This window comes from Dendronalium sp. ChiSLP03b (genome assembly GCF_034531165.2).
GTDB classification, from domain to species: domain Bacteria; phylum Cyanobacteriota; class Cyanobacteriia; order Cyanobacteriales; family Nostocaceae; genus Dendronalium; species Dendronalium minutum.
In genome coordinates, this window is record NZ_JAVRBR020000031.1 from 1 (window position 1) to 13,681 (window position 13,681).

Here is a 13,681-nt window from a genome sequence, read left to right on the forward strand (position 1 = left end):
AGAACAAGTTCTTAAGAATCTCAGGAATAAAGCTCATGCTCTCGGCCTTGAACTTGTGCCAATTTCGCAAGATACGCAAAATACTCCATTCTTTTCAACCCTTGCTACATAAGCCTTACGCAAAGTGTTTCTTCAGAGTTAACCAAGATGAAATTCTCAAACGCTATGCTGCTGGAGAAAGCAGCTTTCAGCGAGTAAATCTGCAAGAAGCAGAGTTGACGAATGCAAACCTTAGAAGTGCAGATTTTAGCAATGCCGATTTACGTCAGACACGGCTGGATAAAACCAACTTAAGCCAAGCATGTCTGCGGGAGACCAACCTGAGTGAAGCGATCCTCTGGAGAATAGATTTAAGTGAAGCAGACTTGTATCGCACTATTCTGCATGAGGCTGATTTGACTGGTGCAAAGCTGGTTCAGATACGCCTGGATGAAGCTAACTTAATCAAAGCTAGTTGATGTGGTGCTAATTTGAATGCTGCAAAACTCTCTGGTTCTCTACTAATTCAAGCAGACTTGCGTCCCAGTTCCAATCAACGCACAGATTTGGGATACCCGGTTTTAACTGGGGCAAACTTGAGCTACGCTGACCTGAGAGCAGCTTCACTGCATCAGGGACTTCCAAAGAATAAATTAATCAACAAAAACCAAGAAGCCATATTTAAACAATAATGATAATCATTTTTAGGGAGATGAGGAGGCAGTGCGTTGCGGTGAATCAACGCTGTCACCCGAAGGGAGATTTCCTCCGTTATGGCAACTGCCGTGGACATGAGGGGTATAAGGGAGAAATAATAACTGGTAAATGATTAATAATATAAGAAAGCGCTTCACACTTCTTAAATAATCAGCTTTATTAGAACAATGGCGAGAGATTTGCGAGGATTCATCAAAATTCTGGAAGAAAAAGGACAATTAAAGCGGATTTCAGCTTTAGTCGCTCCAGATTTAGAAATTGCCGAGATTTCCAACCGAATGCTGCAAAAAGGTGGTCCAGGGTTGTTATTTGAAAACGTCAAAGGTGCTTCCTTTCCGGTGGCGGTGAATTTGATGGGAACTGTGGAAAGGATATGCTGGGCGATGAATATGCAGCATCCAGAGGAGTTGGAAACTTTGGGGAAAAAGCTGAGTATGCTGCAACAACCAAAACCGCCGAAGAAGATTTCCCAGGCGATAGACTTTGGGAAAGTGTTGTTTGACGTGGTAAAAGCTAAGCCAGGACGTGACTTTTTTCCCAGTTGTCAGCAAGTGGTGATTCAAGGCGATGAAGTGGATTTGCACAAGCTACCCTTGATACGTCCTTATCCTGATGATGCTGGCAAGATTATCACGCTGGGGCTAGTAATTACTAAAGATTGTGAGACAGGTACGCCAAATGTGGGTGTGTATCGCTTGCAACTGCAATCTAAGAATACAATGACAGTTCATTGGTTATCAGTGCGGGGTGGGGCGAGACACTTGCGAAAAGCCGCCGAACGTGGGAAGAAATTAGAAATTGCGATCGCACTTGGTGTAGATCCTTTAATTATCATGGCAGCTGCCACACCCATTCCTGTAGATTTATCAGAATGGCTATTTGCTGGACTTTACGGCGGTTCTGGCGTGCAGTTGGCAAAGTGTAAAACAGTAGATTTGGAAGTTCCCGCAGATTCAGAATTTGTTTTGGAAGGGACAATTACACCAGGAGAAGTCTTGCCAGATGGGCCTTTTGGCGACCACATGGGTTATTACGGTGGCGTGGAAGATTCGCCTTTGATTCGCTTCCAGTGTATGACGCACCGCAAAGATCCGATTTACTTAACAACATTTAGCGGTCGTCCACCCAAAGAAGAAGCGATGATGGCGATCGCACTTAATCGCATTTACACCCCCATTCTGCGGCAACAAGTATCAGAAATTGTCGATTTCTTCCTGCCAATGGAAGCTTTGAGTTACAAAGCAGCGATTATTTCCATTGATAAAGCATATCCAGGACAAGCGAGACGGGCAGCTTTAGCATTTTGGAGTGCTTTGCCACAATTTACCTACACCAAGTTTGTCATTGTTGTGGATAAAGACATAAATATTCGCGATCCCCGTCAAGTGGTGTGGGCAATTAGTTCCAAAGTCGATCCAGTGCGGGATGTGTTTATTTTGCCAAATACGCCTTTTGATACCTTAGATTTTGCTAGTGAGAAAATTGGTTTAGGTGGACGCATGGGAATTGATGCCACAACTAAAATTCCGCCAGAAACCGAACATGAGTGGGGTGCTACTCTAGAGTCAGATCCAAATGTGGCAGCAATGGTAGAAAGACGATGGGCAGAGTATGGTTTAGCAGATTTGCAGTTAGGAGAAGTCGATCCGAATTTGTTTGGCTACGATATGAAGTAAAAATTAGTACTTTTCATATCAGCGCACAGGCTAATCCCCACGTCAACAAGCTAAGCCTCCCGCTAATGTAGGCTTTGTCTGTAAAATAATGGTTTTAGCCTGGTAGGCTGATATCTAGAAATCGGAAAAATTATGAATAGAAAAGTGAAAAATGCAGCATCAAATTTAATCATGGGAGTAACACTCAGTTGTATCAGTATGGCGATCAATAGTGGTATAGGCGATCAAATAGTGTTAGCTAAATCAACTAATTCACAAAATTGCGATATTTTCGCCTACGTCACTGATACAGATCCAAAGGGTTTAAATGTGCGGAGTGGAGCAAGTATAAATAACAAAATCCTCGGACAAATACCCATCAACGAAACGGTTAAGATTATCGCTGCTGCTGGAGATTGGGTGCAAATTACTGATGCTAGTGATGGTTTTCCAGGAACTGGATGGGTGTTTGTGCCAAAGTTAGGCATATCAACACGGGGTTATGGTACTAACGGCGTGGATCTTTATGCCAGTACTAGTCAACAAAGCCGAAAAATAAGGAGGGTTCCCTCTAGTGTCAGTATCAAATTATTAGGCTGTCAGGGAGATTGGGCACAGGTAGAATACGAAGGTATTCGCGGTTGGCTAGCAAGAGAAGATCAGTGTGGTGCTGCCCTGACAACTTGTTCTTAAAATTCAGGTACTGAAGCGATCGCAGCTCTTGCTCCGGCATTTTGCATCAAGTTGCCAAATCCCAAAATCTCTTCGCCATTGCCTAATGTTCCACCTAATCCTGTTTCACAACCACTCAACACCATTAAATCAACGTTGGTTAAAAAACAGGTGTTTTGGATGTCGCGTAAAGTGATGCGATCGCCATTACCAAATAGAATAAATGAATTATTACTAAGGTTAGTACCTTCACCAGAGCGATCGCCGATTTGTTTAAAAATGGCTAATGCTTGTCAGGAAATCTTAATATTATTATGTTAGGTGCAATTTGGGTGTATAAATTGTACAAATAAGTTGACACCATTGTAAATAAAGAATTTTATATAGCCTTCCAAGCTATTAATGCGGGTTCGATTCCCGCCGCCCGCTGTGTTAAGCTATCTGTGAAAAAGACATCTGCTACAGTAATCCTGATTGATATAAATATTGCATGACTATTAATTAACAGTCATGCATAAGATTTGCACAAATCGATTGGGATTGCTAGATGACAGCATTTTCACATTTGCAAAGTTGGGAAGCAAAACATCCCTAATTGTATTAACACAAGCTATGTGCAATATTTAACCAAATCTGCCACTGACGTAATCTCTTGTGTCTGCCTGTTTGGGATTGTTGAAAATTACTTCCGTCGAATCGTATTCTACTAGATAACCGCTCCGACCACCCTTTTCTGTAGTCTGGACATTGAAAAACGCAGTCATATCAGACACGCGTGCTGCTTGTTGCATATTATGGGTAACGATCACGATGGTGTACTGTTCTTTCAATTCGTGAATCAGTTCTTCAACTCGCAGGGTGGAGATAGGGTCAAGAGCAGAGCAAGGTTCATCCATTAGTATAATTTCAGGTTGCACTGCGATCGCCCGCGCAATACACAACCTTTGTTGCTGTCCACCAGACAAAGATAAGCCGCTTTGCCGCAATTTGTCTTTCACTTCGTCCCACAAAGCTGCTTGTCGCAAACTCCGCTCTACCAGTTCATCCATATTACCTTTGTAGCCGTTGATTCTAGCACCAAAAGCTATATTTTCATAAATTGATTTGGGAAATGGGTTAGGTCTTTGAAATACCATACCAATCCGACGACGCACCTCTACAGGATCTATATCAGGTGCGTACAAGTTTTTACCGTAATAATAAACCTTACCTTCTGCTCGAAACGACTCAATGAGGTCGTTGAGACGGTTATAGCATCGCAGCAACGTACTTTTACCGCAACCAGAAGGCCCAATAAAGGCTGTAGCCTTATGTTTCGGGATATCTAACCAAACATCCCGCACGGCCAAGAAATTACCGTAGTAAATGTTGAGGTTTTCTGTACGTAAAACAGTGTCTGTGCTATTAGCGGTGCTAGTATTGGTAGCCATAAATGGTCTAGTGTAAGTTTTAGGGATGAGTAATGAACCCTGGTGAACTATTTCAATAAGTTTTCTGGCGAGTTGCCCAGCGAGCAATGATACTGGTGATGAGAACCATCAACACCAAAATCAAAGACGCAGCCCAAGCTAGTGACTGCCAGTTTTTAAATGGAGAAATGGCAAAGTTGTAAACTAAAACAGCAAGGGAAGCTGTAGGTTTAAATAAACCATCAGGCCAGAATGGTGAGAAAAGTGCGGTGAACAATAAAGGTGCAGTTTCTCCGGCTGCTCGGGCGATCGCTAAAGTCGATCCTGTGACAATTGCTGGCAGAGCAGCTGGCAATACTACTTGTGTTACCGTTTGAAAGTTGGTTGCGCCTAACCCCACAGATGCTTGTCGCAAATCTTGCGATACCAACTGTAAAGCTTCATCAGCAGTTCTGACAATTATTGGTAACATCAAAATTGCTAATGCAAATCCTCCACCTATAGCAGAGTAGGAACCTAAGTTGAGTTTTACCAAGGTTAAAACTACAATTCCATAGGCAAATACCCCAGCAATAATCGAAGGAACTCCACTGAGGACATTAGTAGCAAAACGTATCCATCTAGCTACCTTAACAGAGCTAAATTCTGTTAAATAAATTGCTGCTATTACACCCAGTGGGATGCTAATTAGGGCAGCAATTCCCACCATTAGTAATGTTCCCAAGATGGCGTTACCAAAACCACCTCCCTGTCTCAGGGGTGCGGGTGGTAGTTCAGTAAACACACTCAAACTTAAACTGCTAAAGCCTTGAATCAGAACGTAAGAAAGTACTGCCAGCAGAGGTAAAAGCGCCAATAATCCACAAATAAATGCTACCACAGTCATCGCTGTATTAAATAGCGTCCTGCGAGACATAGGGGCGCGAGTCAGACTGCTTTCGGGAAAATGAGAAGTCATAATTCAAACCACAAGTATGCTACAGTCGCTTCACTCGGAGAACAATAAACTCGGCCATAATATTGACTATCAGCGTTAAGACAAACAGAACTAAGGCAGCATACATTAAAGCCGCAACTTGCAAACCACTAGCTTCCGAGAATTGGTTTGCTAATAGAGAAGAAATCGTATTGGCTGGAGCTAAAAGTGAGAGACTAATGTTGTTGGAATTGCCAATCAACATTGTTACAGCCATTGTTTCTCCCATTGCCCGACCAAGTGCCAGCATCACAGCACTGACGATGCCAGAAAAAGCGGCTGGAATGAGAACTTGAAAAATTGTTTCCCAACGAGTTGCTCCTAGTCCTACAGATGCTTGGCGTAAACTGGGAGGTACGGAAATCAATGCATCACGAGATATAGCTGTGATGATTGGCAAAGTCATAATCGCTAAGATGACTCCAGCAGGCAACATTCCTGGTCCTGTGGGAGGCGTGCTAAAGATTGGTAACCAGCCAAAATAACTATTAAGCCATTTACCCAAGTTGGTTATTATTGGCACTAAAACAAAAATGCCCCATACACCATAGACAACGCTGGGAATAGCTGCGAGAAGTTCTACCAAGAACACCAGTACCAGCCGCACCTTACCTGGAAGAAAATTCTCACTCAATAAAACAGCGGTGCCAACACCAATGGGTACAGCTATCAGTAAACCAAGAAAAGAACTGACTAAAGTTCCATAAACCTGAGGCAGCACTCCATATTCATTATTGACAGGATTCCAAGTACTTTTAGCTAAAAAGCCCAAACCAAATTCTTGGATAGCAGGCCAGGCATCACGAGCAACCTGTAAAGCAATCCATAATAAAGTAGCAGCGACAGCTAGTGCAAAAATCCGAGTCAGCCAAATAAAGCTTCGATCTAGCGACTTTTCTACTTCGGAGCGATTTTTAATTGCTGCTTGCAGATTCTGAGAATTTGTAGTCATGAATACTGACTTTAACGATTAAACAGAGAAAAATGTGAGAGGAACCAGATTAGTAAAATTGTCGCTGCGTCATCTTTGAAACCTGAGACATCAGTAAACCAGAATTGATGTTTACAAATGCTGTAGATAGATCTATCTACAGTTGATTACGGATGTCTCATGCTATGACTCTAAGCTATTAATCTCCTATTTGCTAGCACTGGTTCCACTACCAGTAACAGCAATTTTATAGTCTGGGCTGATTTGATCGGCAGCAGTAGCCACTTTTGAAATTACGTTTTGGGGTAGAGGAACATACCCTAGTTCTGGAGCAATCTTCTGACCTTCAGTCAAGGCGTACTCAATCATCGCTTCCATAGCTTTAGCTTTTGCAGCATCAGGATATTTTTTATAAGCTAGAATCCATGTGTAGCTGACAATGGGGTAGGAATCTGCTCCTTCGGGATCGGAAATAAAAGCACGGAGATTGTCCGGCAGAGTTACTGCTTCCAGAGTTTTAGAAGCCGATTGCTCATTCGGTAAAACCAACTTGCCGCTTTTGTTTTCCAAGGCAGCAAACTTGATATTATTTTGTTTGGCGTAGCCGTACTCGACATAACCAATCGAACCTTGAGTTTGTTGGATTTGGGCGGTCACACCTTCATTACCTTTACCACCAACTCCCGCAGGCCAGTTGACAGTCTTGCCCTCACCAACTTTACTCTTCCATTCTGGACTGATGGCACTGAGATGTTTAGTAAATACACCTGTAGTACCACTACCATCAGAACGATACACAACTGTAATGGGTTGATTGGGTAACTTTGCACCTGGGTTAGCAGCAGCAATTTTCGGGTCGTTCCAGGTCTTGATCTTGCCGAGTAAGATATCAGTGTAAACTGCCCGTGGTAGCTTCAGTTCGGGAACATCTGGCAGGTTATAAGCCAGCACAATGCTACCAGCAGTCACTGGCAGCAAAAGTACGCCTTTATCCTGTGGTACTTTCTGGATTTCGTCATCTTTCATGGCAACATCGCTGGCACCAAATTCTACAGTACCTTTGATAAATTGCTCAACTCCAGCACCGCTACCAACTGACTGATAGTTAATTTGTAGGTTCGGATATTTTTTGTTTAAGTCTGTGAACCAGCTTGTGTACAGTGGTGCCGGGAATGAAGCACCTGCACCAGTTAAGGCTACGTTGCCACCAAGATCTAATTTGGCTGGATTTGAGGCTGTAGCATCTTTAGCCGTACCAGATGGCGTGTCTGTATTAGCATTGTTGTCAGAGGCTTGCTGTCCGCCACAAGCTGCTAGGCTAATTGACAGTGTAAACACTGAGATATAAACTGGAAAGCTGTATTTTTTGGTCATATGTAGACGTGAGAGCATCGCTGTCAATTTTTGATAAATTTCCAGGTGAGCGCTTCTAAGATACCCCTAAAAGATAGAGGTAAAGGTAAACGTAAGGTTAACAAACTAAAAAAAAGGTATTATTTTAAATAAATTTCACAAATTTGAATTTTAGATGTCAGACAAAATTTATACTCAACATCAAAGAGTGTCTCAAGTTAAGCAGAGCGATCGCCCGAACAAAAAGTCTACACAAGACATTTAATAGTTTTGGGACAACTGTGGTTAATGCACTGAAAAGCTAATATAAGTCCAGAATTGATTGTTAACTATTTTACTATATAACTCAGTATTAATTCAGGCAGCATAACTAACAGACCATGCCCCGGTCTAGAGAAAAAGAATAATCATATATCACCTAAGCCAGAATGACAGAAACAGAAAAGTCACTCATCAAAGAGGCAAAAGAAAATATGCTACCTGTTAATGTCTCTACACCAATTTAAATTAGATAATTAATGCCTATACTGGTTGCTGTTGCTTTTCTTTTTTGACTTTTCGTCTTTGCCTAATAAATGTTTGCTGCTTCCAATCAATTACTATGGTCGATGATTGGCTTACTTCTGACAATGGGTGGCACATTCCTAGAAGCCCATGGCATTACTTTCCCTTGGAGTTGGAGTAAGCACGGAATTCAGACTTTTTCTTTAGGTGTCACCTGTCAAGTTGGTGCGGTGTTGTTGGTAGGTTGTTTAGGGGGCAAAAATGCGGGTGCGCTCTCACAAATTGCCTATTTAGTTATGGGGTTAACTTTGCTACCTGTATTTGCTGACGGTGGCGGTATTGGTTATGTTAAGTTATCCCAGTTTGGCTATCTCCTAGGTTTTATTCCTGGAGCCTGGATTTGTGGCTTGTTTGCCTTTAAAGCTAGACCTCGCCTAGAAACTCTCGCCTTTAGTTGTATTTGTGGACTTTTAACTATCCACATCTGCGGCATTACTTATCTGATGATTAGTTATTTCTTTCAGTGGAAAGGCACAGAAAATCTACCATTTATAGAAGCAATCCTCAGATATTCCTGGTTTGCAATACCAGGGCAACTAACTGTAGTATGTGCTGTTACCGTAATAGCATATGTATTGCGTCACTTAATGTTTTATTAGTCATTAGTCCCTAGTCAAGGGTTCAATAGTCTAGAGATTGGCTGTTGATTGTTGGCTGTTGGCTTTTGACTGTTGGCTTTTGACTGTTGACTGTTGACTAATTCACCATGGTTTTATTGAAAAATCGCCTTTTCTGGATTGCTGCTTTCTTAGCTGTTATATTAGACCGACTAACAAAAAACTGGGTAGTGGAAGTATATAAATCTTGGCCGTTAGAAACCGTAATTGACTCGAAAACAGGCAATATTATATACAGGCATTCACTACCCTTAATACAAAGTATATTTCACTTCACTTACGTCACAAACGATGGCGGAGCTTTTAGTATACTTAGCGGACGAGTAGATTTATTACGTTGGCTATCATTGGCAGTAAGTTTGGCATTAATAGCATTCGCATTGTTTGGCCCAGTATTAAATCTTTGGGAGCAATTAGGCTATGGCTTAATTTTAGGTGGAGCTATTGGTAATGGTATCGATCGGTTTGTCTTAAGCTATGTTATTGATTTCCTTGATTTTCGCTTGATTAACTTTGCTGTATTTAATATTGCAGATTCGTGTATCAGTATTGGTATTGTTTGTTTGCTGATTGCTTCTTTCAAAAAAACACCGACTTCAAATCACAGGTCGCGCTAATCTAGACTTTGGGTAGCCACTTTACATCATTCATTTTATGGCGATCGCATTGGAGCATCCCACTTTTTTGCATGTCATTGCGAGGAGAAACGACGAAGCAATGACAGCTATTCTCTTATTAAAAAATAAAAACTGGGATGTACCCATCGCACTTTCCAACAAAAATCTCTAGAACCCTTACTGTAAATCTGGAGAATTGCAGAATAGCTTTAGATACAGCGGATTTCAAGTTGGTGAAGCAGCGCGGTCTTGGGGGTTTCCACGCCAGTTGCTACCCTGCGGGAAGCCGCGCAGAGCGCGTCTACAAGTCGGCAAAGCCGCCCAATGCACTGGCTCCCCATGAGCGACTGCTGTTAGTGCAGCGGAACGCGAGTCCTCTCCCAAGGGGAGACGCTAAGAGCGATAGCGCAGCGGAACGCGAGTCTTCTCCCAAGGGGAGACGCTACGCGAACGAGCGTCACGAGCATCACCCGCAGGGTTAAGTACACCAGTGTAAGTCTCAAAGTTAGGGATAAAGCCTGTTTTACTTCTGACTTCTGACTTTTTACCCTGAATTTTGCTGTAAATCAATTTTTATCAGTAGTTTTCTCAACCCAAGCCGATAAATACTAAAACCCTTTCTCATTCTTAATATTTAAGAATACTGAGAAAGGGTTTCAGCAATTTACATCTGGATATGACAGATGCACCAACTATTATTTGTGGTAAACGGGCATCAGATGATACCTCAATTAGTTACCCGTAGTGGGAGTTTTTGGTGAATCAGAGCCTGGAACTGTACTGGGACTAGCGCTTGGTTCGCTAGTGCTGCCAGGGGTGCTAGAATCTGGTGATGTTGAGCTTCCTGGCATAGGAGTTGAGTTGCTAGGATTACTAGGCTCAGGTGCTGTTGGACTTTCTGACCCAGGAGTTAAGTTGCTAGGATTGCTAGGCTCAGGTGCTGTTGGGCTTTCTGACCCAGGAGTTAAGTTGCCAGGACTAGTGGGGTCTGTTCCTGGTGTTGGAGTTATGTTACCAGGACTGGTGGGGTCTGTTCCTGGTGCTGGGGTTGTGTTACCAGGACTAGTGGAGTCTGGCGAGGTTGTACTATCTGGAGTAGTTGGGCTGCTAGGGGTACTACTATCAGAAGGCGCGGTACCTGGTACTGTCGTACTGCCAGGAGTACTGCTATCAGAAGGCTCAGTTGCTGGTACTGTCGTACTGCCAGGTGCGCTGGGCGTGGCTGATGTACCGCCTTGACAACGGGAATTTAGGGGAGAACGTTCACACAGGATTTTAAAACCTTCTGGTGAGAGTTTAATTTCCGTTGCTGAATTAGTGGATGAGTCACTGGATTGAGCGATTTGGGATTTACTGGATTGGGCAACAGCAACGTTAGTTGTGAGTGCCAAAGTTAGGGCTGTACCAATCAAAGACAGAGATTTTCCCTTCATTATAAAATTAACCTCACACGGAAACGGAACTCTCGACCCATTAAAACAGACTCTAGCTTATAGAAAATCTTCCTAAATGAAGATGTTTAGCTTTGCAAGCAAAGCTGTGAATATGCTAAAGCATTCAACTCTGGTTTTGAGAAATACAAAACTAAAAATTCTGGCTCTTGCGATTAATCAGAGAATAGTAGATAAAATAAGCATTACAGAGTAAGGGTTAGAATTTTAGAATAATGCAAAATAGTAATAAAGAGAACTCAATGCTTTTACATAGATTCAATAATTATAATGATGCAATTAATACATCAACAATTCAGTAAATAAATTTCTGCTTTGGCTTATGAGTAAAATGATGAAAGATTTGTGTTGAGACAGCCATTCGCCTGATTCTTCCCTAAATTAGTTGTGATGTGAATAGCCGATGAGTTCCCCCCAACCCCCTCACAAGCCACAAACGTTACTTGGTCAACTGACTCAAGCAGTACATACAATTCAAGCTAGGGTTGACTTCTCTAAGCTGGCGCTCAAGCCTAATGCCAAAGTACCAGAAATCTGGGTGCAGGATGCGGGGGCGGATAAAGCGGAAATATATCCGCTGTTGGGCGATCGCTACGTACTCGGTCGCAGTTCCAAATCCTGCGATATAGTCATTCGCAATCCAGTAGTCAGCCAAATTCACCTGTCACTGTCGCGAGATTCTACTCAGCGCACCCCAGTTTTCGTCATCAAAGATGAAAACTCAACCAATGGTATTTATCGTGGTAAGCGGCGGCTCACTTCCTTAGAACTGCGTCATGGCGATATTCTCACCTTGGGACCACCAGAACTCGCTGCTTCTGTGCGGTTGCAATACGTCGATCCACCAGCTTGGTATGTCAAAGCCGCAACTTGGACAGCCTACGGTGTTGCCAGTGTTAGTGGTCTTTTGGCATTGGTGATTGGCGTAGAATGGCTGAAATTTTCTGTCAGACCTCTACCTACAGCGACTCGCGCCCCGGTAATTGTTTACGCCCGTGATGGAGCTACCCCTCTGCGCGAGCCACGAACTACCGCTCACGTAGACATGAAGCGCTTGCAGGATTTTGGTCCCTATTTGCCCGCCGCTGTGGTTGCATCAGAAGATAGTCGTTACAACTGGCATTTTGGGGTCGATCCATTGGGAATTTTGCGAGCTGTGTTGATCAACAGTCGCAGTGGAGACGTGCAGCAAGGAGCCAGTACTGTTACCCAGCAAGTAGCTCGCAGTTTATTCCGCGACTATGTTGGTAGCCAAGACTCTCTTGGACGCAAAGTGCGGGAGGCAATAGTTTCCCTGAAGCTAGAAACTTTCTATAGCAAAGATGAAATTTTGCTGACTTACTTAAATCGGGTTTTTCTGGGGGCTGATACTTCTGGCTTTGAGGATGCCGCACAGTATTACTTTGGCAAGTCAGCTAAAGAATTAACTCTTTCAGAAGCTGCAACGTTGGTGGGAATTTTACCTGCGCCTAATGCTTTCGATTTTTGTGGAGATGGGCCGAATAAACTAGAAGCTGCTGAATACCGCAATCGCGTCATTAAGCGAATGCTGGAGATGGGCAAAATCAAACCAGAAGAAGCGAATCGAGCTAGGCGTTCAACCATCCAAATTAGCCCCAAAGTCTGCGAACAGCAAGCAAAGACAATCGCTCCTTATTTTTATAGTTACGTCTTTCAAGAATTGGAATCAATTTTGGGGTCAGGAGCCGCAAGAGAAGGCAATTATATTATTGAAACTCAGCTCGATCCCACAATTCAATCCCAAGCAGAATCAGCATTGCGTAATTCAGTCAACAACGCCGGTTCAACTTTCCGTTTTTCCCAAGGAGCGCTTGTTACTCTTGATTCTAAAACTGGCGCGATTCTGGCGATGGTAGGTGGAACTGATTACAAAAAAAGTCAGTTCAATCGCGCCGTCCAAGCTAAAAGACAACCAGGTTCTACCTTCAAAATCTTTGCTTACACTGCTGCGATTCAGCAGGGAATTCCAGCATCTAAAAGTTACTCCTGTGCCCCTTTGCCTTGGCAAGGCTTTACTTACAAACCCTGTCGTTCTGGTGCTGATATTAGTCTAGATATAGCCACAGGGCTTGCCCTTTCGGAAAATCCGATCGCTCTACGGGTTGCGAGGGATGTAGGACTAAATAAAGTAGTAGCAATGGCGCAGCGCTTGGGAATAAAGTCGCCCCTCGACCCAGTTCCTGGTTTGGTGCTAGGTCAAAGCGTAGTCAATGTTTTAGAAATGACAGGTGCTTTTGGTGCCATTGGCAATCGTGGTGTATGGAATCCTCCCCATGCCATTAGCCGGATTCTAGACAGTAGTGATTGTAGCGATCGCAATGATTTAAAAACCTGCCGTGTCGTCTATTCCTTTGACCAAGATCCAGACGCTAATCAGCGAGTTTTATCAGCTGGGGTAGCAGACGAGATGACTAGTTTGATGCGTGGAGTGGTCACAAGAGGTACTGGTCGCAGTGCTGCCATTGGACTAGGGGAAGCTGGCAAAACTGGCACAACTGATAAAAACGTTGATTTATGGTTCATTGGCTTTATTCCCAATCGGCGACTCGTGACTGGTATTTGGCTGGGAAATGACAATAATTCCCCCACATCTGGCAGCAGTGCCCAAGCGGCTCAATTGTGGGGTAATTACATGGGACGAATTACCCGCTAAATCTGTAATTCGTAATTCATATTTTCCAATTACGAATTTCCCTCCGGATTCGGCAGTTCCTCTTTG

Annotated in this window: 13 protein-coding genes, 1 tRNA gene and 2 pseudogenes; 8 read left to right on the forward strand and 8 right to left on the reverse strand. The window is 43.2% G+C overall.

The genetic code is table 11. The features are described 5' to 3' along the window. Positions 1-101 precede the first annotated feature (101 nt). The 3 genes and pseudogenes from RMY31_RS07620 to RMY31_RS07630 form a co-directional block, all read left to right on the forward strand. A pseudogene (locus RMY31_RS07620) lies at positions 102-647 on the forward strand (pentapeptide repeat-containing protein); the annotation flags it as partial. Between the two features lie 216 nt (positions 648-863). Next, positions 864-2,372 carry a UbiD family decarboxylase gene (locus RMY31_RS07625; protein ID WP_322662239.1) on the forward strand — a complete coding sequence of 503 codons (1,509 nt, stop codon included), beginning with the start codon at positions 864-866 and terminating at the stop codon, positions 2,370-2,372. A 132-nt stretch (positions 2,373-2,504) separates the two neighbouring features. Further along, positions 2,505-3,044 (forward strand): SH3 domain-containing protein, encoded by a 540-nt coding sequence (locus RMY31_RS07630; protein ID WP_322662241.1) that lies wholly within the window; start codon positions 2,505-2,507, stop codon positions 3,042-3,044. Positions 3,045-3,052: 8 nt separating this feature from the next. On the opposite strand, the pseudogene RMY31_RS07635 reads toward RMY31_RS07630, so the two are convergent. Next, positions 3,053-3,253: pseudogene (locus RMY31_RS07635) on the reverse strand (CHAT domain-containing protein); the annotation flags it as partial. Between RMY31_RS07635 and RMY31_RS07640 the strand changes: the two are divergent. Together RMY31_RS07640 and RMY31_RS07645 are read left to right on the forward strand one after the other, a co-directional pair. Beyond that, on the forward strand, positions 3,180-3,344 hold the full coding sequence (locus RMY31_RS07640) for a hypothetical protein (protein WP_409877598.1): 165 nt from the start codon (positions 3,180-3,182) through the stop codon (positions 3,342-3,344). The pseudogene RMY31_RS07635 and the gene RMY31_RS07640 overlap by 74 nt on opposite strands. Before the next feature lie 9 nt (positions 3,345-3,353). Then, positions 3,354-3,452 (forward strand) — tRNA-OTHER (locus tag RMY31_RS07645). 194 nt (positions 3,453-3,646) lie between these two features. Here RMY31_RS07645 and pstB read toward each other — a convergent pair. From pstB to pstS, 4 genes are all read right to left on the reverse strand, one after another. Then, positions 3,647-4,453, reverse strand: coding sequence for a phosphate ABC transporter ATP-binding protein PstB (pstB, locus tag RMY31_RS07650; RefSeq protein ID WP_322662245.1), 807 nt, complete (start codon positions 4,451-4,453; stop codon positions 3,647-3,649). 52 nt (positions 4,454-4,505) lie between these two features. Then, positions 4,506-5,390 (reverse strand): phosphate ABC transporter permease PstA, encoded by an 885-nt coding sequence (gene pstA, locus RMY31_RS07655; protein WP_322662247.1) that lies wholly within the window; start codon positions 5,388-5,390, stop codon positions 4,506-4,508. A 19-nt stretch (positions 5,391-5,409) separates the two neighbouring features. After that, entirely contained in the window at positions 5,410-6,360 is a 951-nt protein-coding gene (pstC, locus tag RMY31_RS07660) for a phosphate ABC transporter permease subunit PstC (protein ID WP_322662249.1), read from the reverse strand. 186 nt (positions 6,361-6,546) lie between these two features. After that, positions 6,547-7,731: a phosphate ABC transporter substrate-binding protein PstS gene (pstS, locus tag RMY31_RS07665; RefSeq protein WP_409877600.1), complete on the reverse strand. Its 1,185-nt coding sequence runs from the start codon at positions 7,729-7,731 to the stop codon at positions 6,547-6,549. 536 nt (positions 7,732-8,267) lie between these two features. Between pstS and RMY31_RS07670 the strand changes: the two genes are divergently transcribed. Both RMY31_RS07670 and lspA read left to right on the forward strand, forming a co-directional pair. Continuing rightward, positions 8,268-8,855 carry a biotin transporter BioY gene (locus RMY31_RS07670; RefSeq protein ID WP_322662253.1) on the forward strand — a complete coding sequence of 196 codons (588 nt, stop codon included), beginning with the start codon at positions 8,268-8,270 and terminating at the stop codon, positions 8,853-8,855. Positions 8,856-8,962: 107 nt separating this feature from the next. After that, entirely contained in the window at positions 8,963-9,490 is a 528-nt protein-coding gene (gene lspA, locus RMY31_RS07675) for a signal peptidase II (protein ID WP_322662254.1), read from the forward strand. A 225-nt stretch (positions 9,491-9,715) separates the two neighbouring features. On the opposite strand, the gene RMY31_RS07680 is transcribed toward lspA, so the two are convergent. From RMY31_RS07680 to RMY31_RS07690, 3 genes are all read right to left on the reverse strand, one after another. Beyond that, on the reverse strand, positions 9,716-9,874 hold the full coding sequence (locus RMY31_RS07680; protein WP_322662256.1) for a hypothetical protein: 159 nt from the start codon (positions 9,872-9,874) through the stop codon (positions 9,716-9,718). Between the two features lie 9 nt (positions 9,875-9,883). Beyond that, the gene (locus tag RMY31_RS07685) at positions 9,884-10,060 is read right to left on the reverse strand and encodes a hypothetical protein (RefSeq protein ID WP_322662258.1); all 177 of its coding nucleotides are present in this window, start codon (positions 10,058-10,060) and stop codon (positions 9,884-9,886) included. Positions 10,061-10,221: 161 nt separating this feature from the next. Continuing rightward, entirely contained in the window at positions 10,222-10,923 is a 702-nt protein-coding gene (locus RMY31_RS07690; protein ID WP_409877603.1) for a hypothetical protein, read from the reverse strand. 421 nt (positions 10,924-11,344) lie between these two features. Here RMY31_RS07690 and RMY31_RS07695 point away from each other — a divergent pair, with 421 nt between their 5' ends. Then, entirely contained in the window at positions 11,345-13,615 is a 2,271-nt protein-coding gene (locus tag RMY31_RS07695; RefSeq protein ID WP_322662262.1) for a transglycosylase domain-containing protein, read from the forward strand. Positions 13,616-13,681: the final 66 nt, after the last annotated feature.

Coding starts and splice junctions, on each gene's coding strand:
- lspA (WP_322662254.1), top strand. CDS start 8,963: ATGGTTTTATTGAAAAATCGCCTTTTCTGGATTGCTGCTTTCTTAGCT.
- pstB (WP_322662245.1), bottom strand. CDS start 4,453: ATGGCTACCAATACTAGCACCGCTAATAGCACAGACACTGTTTTACGT.
- pstA (WP_322662247.1), bottom strand. CDS start 5,390: ATGACTTCTCATTTTCCCGAAAGCAGTCTGACTCGCGCCCCTATGTCT.
- pstC (WP_322662249.1), bottom strand. CDS start 6,360: ATGACTACAAATTCTCAGAATCTGCAAGCAGCAATTAAAAATCGCTCC.
- RMY31_RS07625 (WP_322662239.1), top strand. CDS start 864: ATGGCGAGAGATTTGCGAGGATTCATCAAAATTCTGGAAGAAAAAGGA.
- pstS (WP_409877600.1), bottom strand. CDS start 7,731: ATGCTCTCACGTCTACATATGACCAAAAAATACAGCTTTCCAGTTTAT.
- RMY31_RS07670 (WP_322662253.1), top strand. CDS start 8,268: ATGTTTGCTGCTTCCAATCAATTACTATGGTCGATGATTGGCTTACTT.
- RMY31_RS07695 (WP_322662262.1), top strand. CDS start 11,345: ATGAGTTCCCCCCAACCCCCTCACAAGCCACAAACGTTACTTGGTCAA.
- RMY31_RS07630 (WP_322662241.1), top strand. CDS start 2,505: ATGAATAGAAAAGTGAAAAATGCAGCATCAAATTTAATCATGGGAGTA.
- RMY31_RS07690 (WP_409877603.1), bottom strand. CDS start 10,923: ATGAAGGGAAAATCTCTGTCTTTGATTGGTACAGCCCTAACTTTGGCA.